Raw genomic sequence first — 15,103 nt, forward strand, 5'->3', positions numbered from 1 at the left:
CGCCGATTCGACTGTGGCGTTCGGCTTCTCGGGTCACGGATCCACATTCATACCGGCGCCGGCGAGATGCTGGCCGATCTCACCGGCACCGGTGCCACAGCCCATCCCATCGAACTCTTCGACACACGACGGTTGGTGAAATTTATGACGACAATCGACAACCCCACCCCTGCAGCCGCGGGTACCAATCCCGAAGGCGGAAGCCTCATTCGCACCTTGGGCGGCGAATACTATTGGGACACCGAGATTTTCCGGGCTGAGCAGGAGAACATCTTCGAGAAGATGTGGTTCTGCTCCGTGCGAAGCAGCGACCTGCCCGAACCGGGTGATTTCCGCAAGGTCCAGGTGGGCCGGGAGAGTGTGCTGATCGTCCGCGGCCGGGACAAGCAGCTCCGTGCGTTCCTGAACATCTGCCGGCACCGCGGAGCGATGCTGTGCACCGAGGACTCGGGTGCTGTGAAGCGGCACCTGCGGTGCCCGTACCACGCGTGGACCTACGGGCTGGACGGCAAGCTGGTCGCCGCCCCCAACCTGGGCACGCTCAAGGAAGACGACGGCACCGACATCGATCGCACCGAATACGGTCTGGTGCCGGTCGCTCTGCGTGAGTGGCTCGGCTACGCGTGGGTCTGCCTGGCCGACGAACTGCCGTCATTCGAGGACGAGGTGATCGGTGCGGTCACCCAGCGGCTGGGCGACCCTGCCGCCATCGACCACTACCACATCGACGAGCTGGCCGTCGGCCGGCGGGTGGTCTACGACGTGGCTGCCAACTGGAAGCTGATCGTCGAGAACTTCATGGAGTGCTACCACTGCGCCACCATTCACCCCGAGCTGACCGAGGTGCTGCCGGAGTTCGCCGACGGCCTGGCCGCGCAGTACTTCGTCGGGCACGGCGCCGCATTCGGTGAGGACATCGACGGTTTCACCATCGATGGCCGCGCAGGCTTCGACACGATCGACGGGGTCACCGAAGACCAGGACCGCAAGTACTACGCGATCACGGTCCGGCCGACGGTGTTCATCAACCTGGTGCCCGATCACGTGATCCTCCACCGGATGTTCCCGATGGCCCACGACCGCACCATCGTGGAATGCGACTGGCTGTACGCGCCCGACGTGGTTGCCTCGGGTAAGGACGTCGAGCATTCGATGGAGCTGTTCCACCGGGTCAACCAGCAGGACTTCGAAGCCTGTGAACGTACACAACCCGCAATGTCCTCACGGGCATATCGAAATGGGGGTGTACTGGTACCCGCCGAGCACCACATCGGGGAATTCCACGAGTGGACGCTGGCCAAATTGGGCGACACCCAGTCGAAGGGGTAGCTGATGTCCGATATCGGGATGACGATGCAGCCCAGCCTTTACATCGACGGAAAGTGGGTGCATGCCGGCGACGGCGGCACGCGCGACATCGTCAACCCGGCGGACAGCACCGTGGTCGCTGTCGTCGACGAGGCCACCGCGGCTGATGCGTCCGCCGCGGTGGCCGCGGCCCGGGCCGCTTTCGACAGCGGTCCGTGGCCGCACACGCCGATCGCCGAGCGGGCGGCCGTGCTCGACCGCATCGCCGACCTGCTGGCCCGCGACCGTGACGAGCTCGCCCGTATCGAGACCCTCGATACGGGGAAGACGTTGCGGGAGAGCCACATCGACATCGACGATGTGATCTCGGTGTTCCGCTACTACGCCAACCTGGCGGCTGTGGAAGCCGACCGGATCGTCGATGTCGGCGATCCGACGGTGATCAGCCGGGTGGTGCGGGAACCGGTCGGGGTGTGTGTGCTGATCGCACCGTGGAACTACCCGTTGCTGCAGATCGCGTGGAAGATCGCGCCTGCGCTGGCCGCCGGCTGCACCATGGTGGCGAAACCCAGCGAGGTGACCCCGCTGAGCACCATCGTGCTGGTCCGACTGGCCGAGGAGGCCGGTGTTCCTGCCGGCGTGCTCAACCTGATCCAGGCCAGCGGGGCGGCAGTCGGCGCGGCTCTGACCGACACGCCTGACGTCGACCTCATCTCGTTCACCGGTGGTGCGGCGACGGGCACGTCGATCGCTCGCACCGCGGCCGCCCACGCCACCCGGGTGGCACTCGAGCTCGGTGGCAAGAATCCCCACATCGTGTTCGCCGACACCGATTTCGACATCGCCGTCGATCGCGTACTGACCGGTGTGTTCATGCACTCCGGGCAGGTCTGCTCGTCGGGTACGCGGCTCATCATCGAGGACTCCATCGCCGACGAGTTCGTGGCCGCACTGGTCGCACGGGCCGAGAAGATTCGATTCGGCGATGGTCTCGACGAGACCAGCGAGACCGGCCCGTTGGTGTCGATGGCACACCGGGACAAGGTGGAATCCTATGTGGCATTGGGGATTTCCGAGGGTGCGGAGTTGGTCACCGGGGGTGCGCGGCCAACCGATCCGAAGTACGCGGCAGGTAGTTTCTACCCACCCACCATCTTCGACCATTGCGATCGGAGCATGCGGGTGGTGACCGAGGAGACCTTCGGTCCGATCCTGACCGTCGAGCGGTTCAGCACCGAAGCCCAGGCGATCGAGCTGGGCAACGACACACCGTACGGCCTCGCAGCCGGTGTCCGCACCGCGGATCCGGCCAGGGCCGAACGCGTCGCGCGCGCATTGCGGGCAGGCACGGTGTGGATCAACGACTTCGGCTTCTACACTCCGGCCGCCGAATGGGGCGGCTTCAAGAAGTCGGGGAACGGCCGCGAGCTCGGACCGACGGGGCTCGCCGAATACCAAGAGATCAAACACATCTGGAACAGCATCTCGCCGTCGGTGGCGGGCTGGTTCAACGGCGAATAAGCCACCACTTCTCACGAAGGATGCACCACCATGTCAATTCGGTCAGACAGCCAAGCCGATGAAAGTGGGATGGAGGACTTCGGCTACAAGGAGTCCCTGGACCGCAGTATTGGAAAATTCGCGAGTTTCGCGGCCGGGGTCAGTTACATATCGATCCTGACCGGCACCTTCCAGCTCTTCTACGTCGGTTTCGGCAATGCCGGCCCAGCTTATCTGTGGTCCTGGCCAATGGTTTTCGTCGGGCAGATGGCCGTCGCGTTGTGTTTCATGGAGCTCTCCGCCAAGTACCCGGTCGCCGGGTCGGTCTACAACTGGTCGAAGAAGCTCGGTAGCCGCATCGTCGGATGGAGCTCGGGCTGGCTCATGCTGACCGCGTCCATCGTGACGCTGTCGGCGGTGGTGTTGGCATTGCAGCTGAACCTGCCCAGGCTGTGGAGCGGCTTCCAGATGATCGGTGACGGCACCGGAAAGTACGACTTCGCCGCCAACGCAATCATTCTGGGTGTCATCCTGATCGCCTTCACCACCACGATCAATGCGTTCGGGGTGCGGCTGATGGCGATGATCAACAGTGCGGGCGTGTTCATCGAGCTGATCGCAGCGGTGCTCATCGCCGTCATCCTGGCCTTCAACATCAAGCGCGGTCCCAGCGTGTTCTTCTCCACCCACGGCTACGGTGCAGATCTGCCGGGCGGGTACATGGGTGCATTCCTGGTGGCGTCGTTGGCGTCCCTGTACGTGATGTACGGCTTCGACACCGCCAGCTCACTGGGTGAGGAGACGGTCGAACCGCGCCGTACGGCACCGAAGGCGATCCTGCGGGCGATCCTGGCGTCCTTCGTGATCGGTGGCGCCATCCTGGTGTTCGCCGTCATGTCCGCGCCGGATCTCAATGACCCGCTGCTGGGCAGCCCTGATGGCAGCCTGCAGTACATCGTCGAGAAGGTGATGTGGGGTCCGCTCGGCAAGATCTTCCTGATCTGCATCGTGGTGGCGGTGACGGTGTGTTCCCTGGCGGTGCACACGGCCGCGATCCGGCTCACGTTCGCGATGGCCCGCGACAACGCTCTCCCGTTCGGCGAGAAGCTGGCTCGGGTGCACCCCAAGACTCAGGCACCGGTGGTGCCTGCGGTGGTGATCGGTGTGATCGCCGCGCTGATCCTCGTGATCAACCTCGGTCAGCCCAAGGTGTTCACGGTGTTGACGTCGATCGCCATCATCATGATCTACCTGGCCTATCTGATGGTGACCGGCCCGATGCTCAAGAAGCGGCTGCAAGGGCAGTGGCCGCCGGCCGACCTCAAGGAAGGCAATTACTTCACCATGGGCAAATGGGGTATGGCGGTCAACATCTTCGCCGTGCTGTGGGGCGTCGGCATGGCCATCAACTTGGCGTGGCCGCGCGTCGCGATCTACGGCGACCCTTGGTACAACACGTGGGGCGCATTCGTCTACATCGGCGTCATCCTCGGCCTCGGACTCGTGTGGTACTTCGTCAAGGGCCGCCACCACCTGGGCACCCTGGCGTCGCACGCGGCGGACAAGCAGTGAGGCGGGCCGGCGCCGCTGTCGCGGCAGCGGCGCTCGGCATCCTCGTCGCCGGTTGCGGCACTGACGAATCCGCCAAGCCGCAAGCGAGTGAGCCTGCAGCACAGTCGAAGTGCCGCCAACTCGACTCATCTCTGGACTGGCACGACGGGGTGCGGGATTTCCTGCAGAAGGCCATCGACGCCAACAGCACCTGCACCGGAACGGCCGGCGCGGACGCTCACAAGGTGGCGATCTTCGACTGGGACAACACCGTGGTCAAGAACGACATCGGCTACGGCACCAACTTCTACATGCTGGCCAACGACCTCATCCTGCAGCCGGAGAATCAGGATTGGCACCAGACCAGTCGGTACCTGACGGATGCCGCGGCCAAGGCGTTGACCGCCGCGTGCGGAACTGATGTCCCTGCCGGCAAGCCATTGCCGACCAGCACCAACACCAAGTGTGCGGACGAGATCCTGTCGATCCTCGATGACGAAACCACCACCGGCGAAGCCGCTTTCGCCGGGTTTGACGAGCGGCGGATGACCGGTGCGTATGCGTGGGGAGCCGCGCTGTCCGCCGGTTACACCGCCGACGAACTCGCCGGCTTCGCACAGAAGGTCAAGGAGCAGAATCTCGCCGCGCCGGTCGGTGCCACCCAGAAGATCGGCACCAAGGACATGGACGGCTACATCCGGGTCTACCCGCAGATCAAGGATCTCATCGGGACCCTGCAGGCCAACGGGATCGACACCTGGGTGGTCTCGGCGTCGCCAGAGCCGATCGTCAAGGTGTGGGCGTCGGAGGTGGGCGTCAAGCCGGATCGGGTGGTCGGCGTGCGCAGCGTCTATGACGCCTCGGGTAAGCAGACGGCTCATCTGGTCGGGTGCGGTGGAGTCCCCGACGGCGACGACTCGGTGATCACCTACATCGACGGTAAGCGGTGCTGGGCGAACCAGGTGATCTTCGGAGTCGACGGCCCTGCGGCCTTCGACCAGTTGCCCGCAGAGCGCCGACAGATCCTCGGGGCAGGGGATTCCGTCACGGACGTGACGTTCGTCGGCGATGCCACTGCGGCGTCGCTCGTGATCAACCGCAACAAGCCCGAACTGATGTGCCGGGCCTATGACGGACTGTTCACCGCAGGTGGTACCTGGGCGGTGAACGAAATGTTCATCGACCCGCTGCCCCAGCACGCCCCATTCGCGTGCGCAACAGCGTTCACCAAGTCCGACGGGTCCAAGGGTCCCGTTCTGCGACCCGACGGGGCTCCTGTCCCAGATCAGGTCGACAGCGTCTTCTGACGCCAATTTCACCTTTTATCAGTTCATCTCAGGAGTAGCCCCATCATGGTTGACACACAATCGGCAGCGAATACGGACACGTTCGACTACGTCATCGCCGGCGGCGGTACTGCGGGGTGTGTTCTCGCAGCGAGGCTGAGCGAGGACCCGTCGGTGAGCGTGTGCCTCGTCGAGGCAGGCCCGTCGGACGTCGAGGACCGCAACATCCTGGAGTTGTCGGCGTGGATGCACCTGCTGGATTCCGGCTACGACTGGGACTACCCGGTCGAACCGCAGGAGAAGGGCAACAGCTTCATGCGGCATGCCCGGGCCAAGGTGCTGGGCGGGTGCTCGTCACACAACTCCTGTATCGCGTTCTGGCCGCCCGCAGAGGGGCTTGCCGACTGGGAAGCGATGGGCGCCAAGGGATGGGGAGCCGACGGCTTGTGGCCGTTCGTCGCGAAGCTGGAGACCAATGACGCCGAGGGCGATCACCACGGGCACAGTGGGCCGGTGCGGTTGCGCGACGTGCCGCCGCTGGACCCGTGTGGCGCAGCGGTGCTGGAAGCCGCCGCCAAGGTCGGCCTGCCCACGGTGAAATTCAACCGGGGCACCACGGTGACCAACGGTGCGGGCTGGTTCCAGATCAACGCCGCCGAGAACGGCAACCGCATGTCGTCGTCGCACGCCTTCCTGCACCCGATCCTGGGGACGCGGAAAAACCTTGAGGTGCGCACGAATTCGTGGGTCAGCGAGATTCTGTTCGACGACGAGAACAACGCCACCGGGGTGCGTTACCAGCGGCCCGACCTCACCGGGTACGACACGGTGTCGGCCCGCCGCGAGGTGGTCGTGACGGCCGGCGCGATCGACACCCCGAAGCTGCTCATGCTTTCGGGCATCGGGCCTGCCGAGCACCTGCGGGAGATGGGTATTGCGGTGCGGGTCGATTCCCCGGGCGTCGGATCCAATCTCGATGACCACGTCGAAGGATTGGTGTTCTGGGAGGCGTCGCGCCCGATGGTCACCAACTCGACCCAGTGGTGGGAGATCGGTCTGTTCACCACCACCGAGCCCGGGCTGAACCAGCCGGATCTGATGATGCACTACGGCAGTGTGCCGTTCGACATGAACACCCTGCGGTGGGGGTATCCGACCACGGACAACGGATTCTGCCTCACCCCGAATGTCACGCTGGGACGGTCCCGAGGGACGGTGCGGCTGCGCTCGCGCGACTTCCGCGACCGTGCCAAGGTCGATCCCCGTTACTTCACCGATCCCGAAGGGCACGACGAGCGCGTGATGCTGGCCGGTGTTCGGTTGGCACGCAAGATCGCCGAGCAGGAGCCGTTGCGCAGCTGGGTGGCCCGGGAGCTGGCACCCGGGCCCGAGGCCGTCACCGACGACGAGCTGCTGGACTACATCCACAAGACTCACAACACCGTCTACCACCCGGCCGCGACGGCCCGGATGGGATCGGTCGACGACCCGATGGCCGTGCTCGATCCCGAGCTGCGGGTCAAGGGTGTGCAGCGCCTACGCGTGGTGGATGCCTCGGCGATGCCGAAATTGCCTGCCGTGAACCCGAACATTACGGTGATGGCCATGGGCGAGAAGTGCGCAGACCTGATGAAGAAACAGTGATGTGAGCAACGCCGAGGACGTGGTCGCCTATCTGGGCGACCACGCACCGTTCCAGTCGATGGCGCCCGACGCCCTGGCTGAACTCGCCTCGGCAAGCACCACACACCATTTCGACGCCGGTGAGCTGATCACCGACTACACGTTGCGGGTCCCCGACGAGGTCTGGATGCTGCGTGCCGGCCACGTCGTGTTGTTCGCCGGTGTGGGCGAGGGCGACGAGACGCTGGATACCGTCGAACCTGGCGGCATCTTCGGGGTCTATGCATTGCTCACCGGTGGCAAGGTGCAATTCGCCGCGCGCGCAACAGAACCGAGCACGCTGCTGCGGTTGCCGGGGGCGCTGGTGCGGTCGGTCTTCGCCAATCCCGAGGGTTTGTCGTACATCGCCACGTCGGCGTGGGACCGGATCTCGGGCCGCAGCGTCGCGCAGCGGACCTCACGGGCCGCGGTGGCCGACCTGGTGCGGGCCGAGCCGGTGCTCACCGCGGCCGAGACACCGATCCGCGATGCGGTGAAGTTGATGGCGGAGCGGCACTCCTCGTACGTCCTGATCCCGTTGCCGGACGGCGACTTCGGCATCTTCACCGACCGTGATCTGCGCACCCGGGTGGTTGCCGCGGGCATGGGGCTGAACACCGCGGTCGCGCACGCGATGAGCGCGCCCGCGCACACGGTCACCGGTGATCGCGCCGGTGCGACCGTGCTGATGGAGATGCTGGAATTCGGGTTGCGGCACATGCCGGTGGTGGACCACAGCGGACGGGTGCTCGGCGTCGTCGAGGAGACCGATCTGGTCGCCTCGTCGACCCGGCAGAGCTTCGTGCTGCGCCGCGCCATCGCTTTCGCGACGAATACCGCCGAGTTGCAGGTCGCGGCGCGGCGCATCACCGATCTCGGCGTTGACCTGTTCCGGGGTGGCACCGACGCCGGAGGCACGAGCGCGGTGATCTCGGTGGTCATCGACGCCGTCGTGCGCCGTGCGCTGGAACTGGAGATCGCCGACCAAACCGGGGCGTGGCGTCATCAGTTCGCCTGGCTCACCATGGGCAGCATTGCCCGGCGTGAGGCCATGCCCTCCTCCGATGTGGACAGCGCGTTGTCGTGGTCGGACGAAATGTGTTCGGACAAGGGGCGATTCCTGCGCATCGCGGCGGGCGTGCACACGACGCTCGACCAGTGCGGGCTGCCCGCCGACACCAACGGCGCGGTGGCCTACAAGGCGCGCTTCGCGCGGTGCGCCTCGGAGTGGTCAACGGCGGCCGAAGGCTGGCTGGACAATCCGATGAAGGACCGTGGGCTGGTGATGTCGTCGCTGCTGCTCGATGCGCGGGTGGTGTGGGGCGACCCGGCCCTGCACACCGCGCCAGCGGCATTCTCGCGGATGTCGGTCAATCATCCGCATGCCTTGCGGTTGCAGTTGCTGGATGCGCTCGCGGGCAAGGTGCGTCCCCGTTCGCTGCGCGACGTCGTCGCGCGTCGCGGCGGCACCTTCGACCTGAAGGCCCATGCGCTGACCCCGATCGTGAACCTGGCACGATGGGCCGGCCTGACCGTCGGGCTGGTGTCGGCCTCCACACCGGCTCGGCTGGCGGCCGGGGCAGGCAACGGAATCCTCTCCGAGGACGACGCCAATATCCTGCGCGAGGTGTTCGATCTGCTGCAGCGACTGCGGATGGCCCATCAGATCGATCAGCTCGCCACGGGGTGTACCCCGGGCGACATCATCACCATGTCGGAACTGTCGCCGTTGAACCGAAGTCTGCTCAATGACGGGGTCCGGGAGATCGCCGCGGTGCAGCGCCGGGTGCGGCAAACGCTGTCCAATACGGTGTCGAGGTCATCAGCCGGCTGACGGACGACCCACATGCTCGCGCGGCACCTTTACACTGAACGTGTTATGAGTTTGCCCAGCACCAGTCGTCAGCCGGTCGCGGCCGTTCAGTCGGTGGACCGTGCCCTGCAGGTGCTGGAAATCCTGGCAAAGTTGCAGACAGCCGGGGTCACCGAGATCGCGGCCGAGATCGGTGTGCACAAGTCCACGGTGTCGCGGTTGATCGCGGTCCTGGAATCGCGGGGTTTCGTCGAGCAACTGTCCGACCGGGGCAAGTATCAGCTGGGCTTCTCGATCGTCCGGCTGGCGGGGTCGACCACCGCCAGGATGGACCTGGTCAAGCAATCTCAGGACATCTGTGATCAGGTCGCCGAGAAGACGGGCGAGACCACCAATATCGCGATACTCGACGGTGACCGCATCATCAACATCGTCGAATCCGTCGGCCGCGGTGAAATCGCGTTGCGCAGCTGGGTCGGCCAGAGCAACCCTGCGCATGCGACGTCCAGCGGCAAGATCCTGCTGGCGGCATTGCCGCCGTCGGAGGTGCGTGCGCGGCTTGGCCGCAAACTGGAGGCCTATACACCGGCCACGGTCACGGATTTCGCCCGTCTCGGTACAGAACTCGAGGCGGCGCGAGAACACGGCTGGGCACCGACGCGCGAGGAACTGGAGACCGGGCTCAACGCGGTGGCTGCCCCCATCCAGGACCACAACGGATCGGTCATTGCCGCGCTGAGCATTTCGGGCCCGGCCTACCGGTTGGAGCAGTCGAGGTTCGATGAGGTCGCCCAAGTGGTCATCGAGGCGGCCCAGCGAATCAGCCGCCGGATCGGCTATACCGGCTGACGCTTTCGATCCGAAGTCGCCCGTCGGCGGTACAGCTCGGGGATAATCTCCTTCAGAGCTGTAGACCCCCGGAGCCGCGGTGTGACCATCAGTGCGTTCGAACTGTTCAAAGTCGGCATCGGTCCGTCGAGTTCGCACACCGTCGGCCCGATGCGGGCTGCGGCGACGTTCGTCGCCGAGCTGCGTGAGCGCGGAATTCTGGATAGGGTGACCGCGGTGTGCAGCGAGTTGTACGGCTCGCTCGCGGCGACCGGCCGTGGCCACGGCACTGTCTCCGCTGTCGTCCTCGGGTTGGAGGGCGCCGATCCCGAGACCATTGATCCGGACATGATCGAGCGTCGTTTCACCACGGTTGAATCGAGCGGCAGGCTGCAGCTCGCCGGAGTTCACGAGGTGCAGTTCTCGGTGACCGGCGACGTGCTGCTGCACCTCGGGCAGCGATTGCCCTACCACAGCAACGGCATGCGATTCACCGCATCCGACGAGCACGGCGAAGTGCTCCTGCTGCGCGAATACTATTCGGTGGGCGGTGGTTTCGTGGTGTCCGCCGACGACGCGGGCGCGGATGTGGTCACCGATGCCGCCGTGCCTCCGCATGAGTTCGCCAGTGGGCGCCAACTTCTCGCGATCTGCGCTGAAACCGGTTTGAGCGTCAGTGAACTGACGTTGGCCAACGAGATGGCGTGGCGGTCGGAAGCCGAGGTCTTCTCCGGGCTGCTCCACATCTGGGCGGTGATGCAGCAGTGTGTCGAGCGCGGTATGGCGGCCGGCGGGTTGCTCCCCGGCGGGTTGGGGGTACGCCGGAGAGCAGCCACGCTGCTGGCCCGACTGCAGACCGACACTGATGAGCGTGACCCGCTGCGGGGCATGGAGTGGGTCAGCCTGTATGCCTTGGCGGTCAACGAGGAGAACGCCGCGGGCGGTCGCGTCGTCACCGCCCCCACCAACGGTGCCGCCGGGATCGTGCCCGCTGTGCTGCACTACTGCCGGGACTTCATCGAAGGCTTCGGTGACGCCGACGTGGTGCGATTCCTGTTGACTGCCAGCGCTATCGGATCACTGTTCAAGGCCAACGCATCGATCTCGGGTGCTGAGGTGGGATGCCAGGGCGAGGTCGGATCGGCCTGTGCGATGGCGGCGGCCGGGCTCGCCGAGGTGCTCGGCGGTACACCCGCGCAGGTGGAGAACGCCGCCGAGATCGGCATCGAACACAACCTCGGGCTCACGTGTGATCCCGTCGGCGGCTTGGTCCAGATCCCGTGCATCGAGCGCAATGCGGTCGCCGCCATCAAGGCGATCGCCGCGGCTCGGATGGCCGTTCGCGGCGACGGCGTTCATCACGTCAGCCTCGACAGCGCGATCAAGACGATGCGCGACACCGGTGCCGACATGGCCGACGAGTACAAGGAGACGTCACTGGGCGGCCTGGCGGTCAACATCGCCGAATGTTGAGATCGTCACGGAAAGCGTTGGTAGCACTGGTCTTCATCGCCCTGCAGACCGGAGCGGTACGCGAGGATGCGGGTGAAACCTGCGGGCAGTAGTTTGCCGTTGACGTCGCTGGCGGCGAGCCCGTTGACCAGCAGTCCGGCGATGGCCTCGTCGGTATCGCCGGGGGAGAGGGTGAGTTTTCCGCCGGGTTCGGCCATCTTGGCTTGGCCGACGCCGGTGAGGCAGCCGGTGCGCATGGCGGCGACGGGGGTGTCCAGGCTCAGTCCCTTTTCGTGTTGAACGGCCAGCGCGTAGCGGGAGGTCAGCACCGAGATGGCGGTGTTGTCGCCCTGCACCAACTGCTTCTGCTCTTCCTCGATCTTGGCCTCTCCCAGGGCTTCCAGGGCCGCGGTGTCGACGATGATGGTGTTGTTGGCCGGGCAGTAGGACGCCGGTGGGGAGAGTTTGGCGTCGGGGCAGTCTTTGGCGTCGGTGCTCAGGGTCGGCGGTTTCGACGGTGAGTAGATGTCGCCGAGCACGTCCATCAGGTTCTGCAGAGTTCCGGTGCCGAGCGAGGTGTCGACCGGTTCGGTGTCGCCGTAGCTGTCGTACTCGAGGAAGTGCGGCAGGTCGCCCTGGCGTTTCTTGATCTCGTCCATGTCGATGGCGGCGCACTGGTCGCTGTTGCCGCTGAAACCGATCTGGAACGCGCTGATCCGGTCCAGGGCCGAGCCGTGGCCGCGGGCCTTGCCGCCACCCTCGTCCTCGGTCATCAGGGGGTCGCGCCCGTAGATGATGCCCGCCAGCACGTGGTTGAGACCGTCGCCGGTACTGAGTTCGAAGCGGGGCGAGTTTCCCGCGGCCACCCACCGCAGATACACCCCGCCGAAGCAGTCGGCCTGCTGCTCGCGGACCAGCACCGGATCCTTACGGCTCACGATGCCCGACTTGAACTGGATGGCATGGCCGTATTCGTGCGCCAGGATCCCGACGATTCCCATCGCGGTGAAGTACTGCAGCGCAACGGAGAACATCACGCCGCGGTCCCAGGCGATCAAATCGTCGTCGTAGCAGAAGAACGCGTTGACTTTTCCGGCAGTCACGCTTCCGCACGTCTCCGGGGAACGGGGGTCCTCGGAGTCGTACGACACCAGGGTCTGTACCGGTTCGAAGGTTCCCGACAACGCGCCGGTGTAGTTCTTGCTCCAGAAGTCTTCGATGTCGTCGACGGCCAGCGCCGCGATCTCATCGATCTGACCGTGATCGGTGTTCTCGACGTCGCGGGTGGGCTGCGGGGCATTCGGCCGTAGCCCGCTGTTGCCGTCGGTGACCGGCAGCCCGCCGACCCGATCCGGTTGGAACAACATCGATGTCGCCCGGCCCTGTATCACGTCGGCTCCGCAGCCTGCGACAAGCACTGTGCAACATGCCAACACGAGCACGATTCGCCAGAGCGACCGCTGCCTCGTCAAATTCGCCGCCTCTCGAAGTTCGGTGATGTTCCGGGTCTACCGCGGACCGTCGACGGCGTAGGTGCCGTTGTCGTCGGTGAACTCGACGTTCACCTGTCGCGTCGCACCGTTGATCTGGACCTTGCAGGTGAAGCTGTTGTTGGTGGCCACCTTCGGGTTCTCACCGTTGTTGCAGTTGACCGTTTCGACGTCGTTGGCGCCGTAGCCGTTGATGGGGTCGGACAAAATCTCCTTCACACCCGACTCGGCTTGTTTGACGTCGAGCACCTTGCCGCTGAAGCCGAACTGCCACACCGCGAAACCGCCACCGATGACGAGGATCGCCGCGACGACCAACCCGGCGATCAACAGCGTCCGGTTGTTCGACGACTTGGTCGGTGGGGTAGGCGGAGGATACTGCGGCTGGTTCGTGGGCTGGTTGTATCCCTGCCATGGATTGGGCTGCGCACCGTAGGGCTGCGCTGGTGAGCCGTAGGGCTGCTGCGGCGCACCGTACGGCTGCTGGGGTCTGTACGGCTGCTGCGGCGCACCGTAGGGATTGGCTTGTGCCGGTGGTGGATTCGACGGATTCGGATTCCAGTACGACTGCCCGCCACCGGGAGCGGGTTGTTGTGGCGTCGATCCGGGTGCGGGGGTGGCTCCGCCCGGTTTTGCCCACCAGGGCTGGGGATCACTCATGACCTCTCCTTGTCAGAGGGGGAACGTCGACCGTCATGGGAAGCGTTGGTAGCACTCGTCCTCGGTGCCTTGGACGCCGGAGCGGTAGGCCAGGATGCGGGTGAATCCCGCCGGGAGCAGTTTGCCGTTGACGTCGCTGGCGGCCAAGCCGTTGGTGAGTAGACCCGAGATGGCCTCGTCCGCGTCGCCGGGGGAGAGGGTGAGTTTTCCGCCGGGTTCGGCCATTTTGGCTTGGCCGACGCCGGTGAGGCAACCGGTGCGCATGGCGGCGACAGGGGTGTCGAGGCTCAGACCCTTGTCGTGCTGGACGGCCAGCGCGTAGCGGGAGGTGAAGACCGAGATCGCGGTGTTGTCGCCCTGCAGCAGTACCTGCTGGTTGTCTTCGTCCTTGGCTTGTGCCAGCTTCTTGAGACCAGCAAGGTCGACGATGATGGTGTTGTTGGCCGGGCAGTAGGAGGCCGGTGGGGAGAGTTTGGCGTCGGGGCAGTCTTTGGTGTCGGTGCTCAGGGTCGGCGGTTTCGACGGTGAGTAGATGTCGCCGAGGACGTCCATCAGGTTCTTGAGGGTGTCGGCGTCGATCTCGGTGTCCACAGCCTGGGTGTCGCCGTACCCGTCGGGCTCCAGGAACTTGGGCAGGTCGCCCTGGCGTTTCTTGATCTCGTCCATGTTGATGGCCGCGCACTGGTCGACGTTGCCTGCGAAGCCGATCTGAAACGCGCTGACCCGGTCCAGTGCCGAGCCGTGGGCGTTGGTAACGCCCCTGGCCGCGGCGGCCCGTTGGGTCTTGAGCTGGTCGCGGATGTAGATCAGACCCGCGAGCACGTGATTGAGACCGTCGCCGGTACTGAGTTCGAAGCGTTTCGAGTGTCCCGCGGCCACCCACCGCAGATAGACCCCGGCGAAGCAGTCGGCCTGCTGCTCGGCCACGAAGATCGGGTCGTCGTCGGTCAGGATCCCCGTCTTGTACTGGATCTCGTGGCCGTATTCGTGGGCCAGGATGCCGACGAGGGCCATCTCGCCGAAGTACTTCGACGCCACCGGCACGATGACACCGCGGTCCCAGGCGATCTCGTCCATGTTGGGGCCGTGGCAGTAGCTGGCGTTGACGACCTTGTACGACGGCGAGCCGCACATGTCCACGCTGTTGGGGTCTCGGGAGTCGTAGGACAGCAGGGTCGTCACCGGCTCGAAGCGCTTGGGCAGCGTGGAGTCGTTCTGGCTCCAGAACTCTTCGATGTCGTCGATGGCCAGCAGCACCATGCGGTCGATGTCGCCGCCGTCGCTGTTGTCCGCGGTCCGCTTGGGTTCGGGCGGGTTGGGCCGCAGCCCGCTGTGGCCGTCGGTGACGGGTAGGCCGCCGACGCGGTCGGGGTCGAACATCATCGATGTCGCATGGCCCTGCACTACTGTGCCGCCGCATCCGGCCAGCAACGTCGCGCAGCTCGCGATGACGAGCAAAGACCACCAGAACGAACGCCGACCCGACAACTGCCCCCCGCCTTCCCGACACAGTGTCCACGCGCCGCCGGTGGGCAACGCATCGCCTCGAGTAT

General features: G+C 65.4%; 11 protein-coding genes. 8 read left to right on the forward strand and 3 right to left on the reverse strand.

Annotated elements, in window-relative coordinates:
• Positions 1-144: 144 nt before the first annotated feature.
• The 8 genes from BST13_RS10780 (at position 145) to BST13_RS10815 (ending at position 11,421) form a co-directional block, all read left to right on the forward strand.
• Positions 145-1,329: an aromatic ring-hydroxylating oxygenase subunit alpha gene (locus BST13_RS10780; protein ID WP_083163873.1), complete on the forward strand. Its 1,185-nt coding sequence runs from the start codon at positions 145-147 to the stop codon at positions 1,327-1,329.
• A gap of 3 nt (positions 1,330-1,332) precedes the next feature.
• Positions 1,333-2,829, forward strand: a complete 1,497-nt coding sequence (locus BST13_RS10785; protein WP_425437005.1) for an aldehyde dehydrogenase family protein — start codon at positions 1,333-1,335, stop codon at positions 2,827-2,829.
• 30 nt (positions 2,830-2,859) lie between these two features.
• Positions 2,860-4,380 carry an APC family permease gene (locus BST13_RS10790; protein ID WP_083163531.1) on the forward strand — a complete coding sequence of 507 codons (1,521 nt, stop codon included), beginning with the start codon at positions 2,860-2,862 and terminating at the stop codon, positions 4,378-4,380.
• A 38-nt stretch (positions 4,381-4,418) separates the two neighbouring features.
• Positions 4,419-5,666: a haloacid dehalogenase-like hydrolase gene (locus tag BST13_RS10795; protein ID WP_245839516.1), complete on the forward strand. Its 1,248-nt coding sequence runs from the start codon at positions 4,419-4,421 to the stop codon at positions 5,664-5,666.
• 45 nt (positions 5,667-5,711) lie between these two features.
• A complete protein-coding gene (locus BST13_RS10800; RefSeq protein WP_083163535.1) occupies positions 5,712-7,289 on the forward strand; it encodes a GMC family oxidoreductase in 1,578 nt (525 codons plus the stop codon).
• A gap of 58 nt (positions 7,290-7,347) precedes the next feature.
• On the forward strand, positions 7,348-9,141 hold the full coding sequence (locus BST13_RS10805) for a putative nucleotidyltransferase substrate binding domain-containing protein (protein WP_083163877.1): 1,794 nt from the start codon (positions 7,348-7,350) through the stop codon (positions 9,139-9,141).
• Positions 9,142-9,186: 45 nt separating this feature from the next.
• The gene (locus BST13_RS10810) at positions 9,187-9,969 is read left to right on the forward strand and encodes an IclR family transcriptional regulator (protein ID WP_083163537.1); all 783 of its coding nucleotides are present in this window, start codon (positions 9,187-9,189) and stop codon (positions 9,967-9,969) included.
• Between the two features lie 81 nt (positions 9,970-10,050).
• Complete coding sequence (locus tag BST13_RS10815) at positions 10,051-11,421, forward strand: L-serine ammonia-lyase (RefSeq protein ID WP_083163539.1); 1,371 nt, start codon at positions 10,051-10,053, stop codon at positions 11,419-11,421.
• A gap of 5 nt (positions 11,422-11,426) precedes the next feature.
• On the opposite strand, the gene BST13_RS10820 is transcribed toward BST13_RS10815, so the two are convergent.
• The 3 genes from BST13_RS10820 to BST13_RS10830 form a co-directional block, all read right to left on the reverse strand.
• A complete protein-coding gene (locus tag BST13_RS10820; RefSeq protein WP_095533491.1) occupies positions 11,427-12,767 on the reverse strand; it encodes a neutral zinc metallopeptidase in 1,341 nt (446 codons plus the stop codon).
• Between the two features lie 141 nt (positions 12,768-12,908).
• Entirely contained in the window at positions 12,909-13,550 is a 642-nt protein-coding gene (locus BST13_RS10825; protein WP_083163543.1) for a DUF4333 domain-containing protein, read from the reverse strand.
• 33 nt (positions 13,551-13,583) lie between these two features.
• Positions 13,584-15,038 (reverse strand): neutral zinc metallopeptidase, encoded by a 1,455-nt coding sequence (locus tag BST13_RS10830; protein ID WP_083163545.1) that lies wholly within the window; start codon positions 15,036-15,038, stop codon positions 13,584-13,586.
• Between the last annotated feature and the right edge of the window lie 65 nt (positions 15,039-15,103).

Source organism: Mycobacterium aquaticum, assembly GCF_002086485.1.
Lineage (GTDB): Bacteria > Actinomycetota > Actinomycetes > Mycobacteriales > Mycobacteriaceae > Mycobacterium > Mycobacterium aquaticum.

What these genes read in the sequence shown, in the direction of transcription:
- BST13_RS10780 (WP_083163873.1), top strand. Translation starts at nt 145, where the DNA reads ATGACGACAATCGACAACCCCACCCCTGCAGCCGCGGGTACCAATCCC.
- BST13_RS10785 (WP_425437005.1), top strand. Translation starts at nt 1,333, where the DNA reads ATGTCCGATATCGGGATGACGATGCAGCCCAGCCTTTACATCGACGGA.
- BST13_RS10790 (WP_083163531.1), top strand. Translation starts at nt 2,860, where the DNA reads ATGTCAATTCGGTCAGACAGCCAAGCCGATGAAAGTGGGATGGAGGAC.
- BST13_RS10800 (WP_083163535.1), top strand. Translation starts at nt 5,712, where the DNA reads ATGGTTGACACACAATCGGCAGCGAATACGGACACGTTCGACTACGTC.
- BST13_RS10805 (WP_083163877.1), top strand. Translation starts at nt 7,348, where the DNA reads ATGGCGCCCGACGCCCTGGCTGAACTCGCCTCGGCAAGCACCACACAC.
- BST13_RS10810 (WP_083163537.1), top strand. Translation starts at nt 9,187, where the DNA reads ATGAGTTTGCCCAGCACCAGTCGTCAGCCGGTCGCGGCCGTTCAGTCG.
- BST13_RS10820 (WP_095533491.1), bottom strand. Translation starts at nt 12,767, where the DNA reads ATGTTGTTCCAACCGGATCGGGTCGGCGGGCTGCCGGTCACCGACGGC.
- BST13_RS10825 (WP_083163543.1), bottom strand. Translation starts at nt 13,550, where the DNA reads ATGAGTGATCCCCAGCCCTGGTGGGCAAAACCGGGCGGAGCCACCCCC.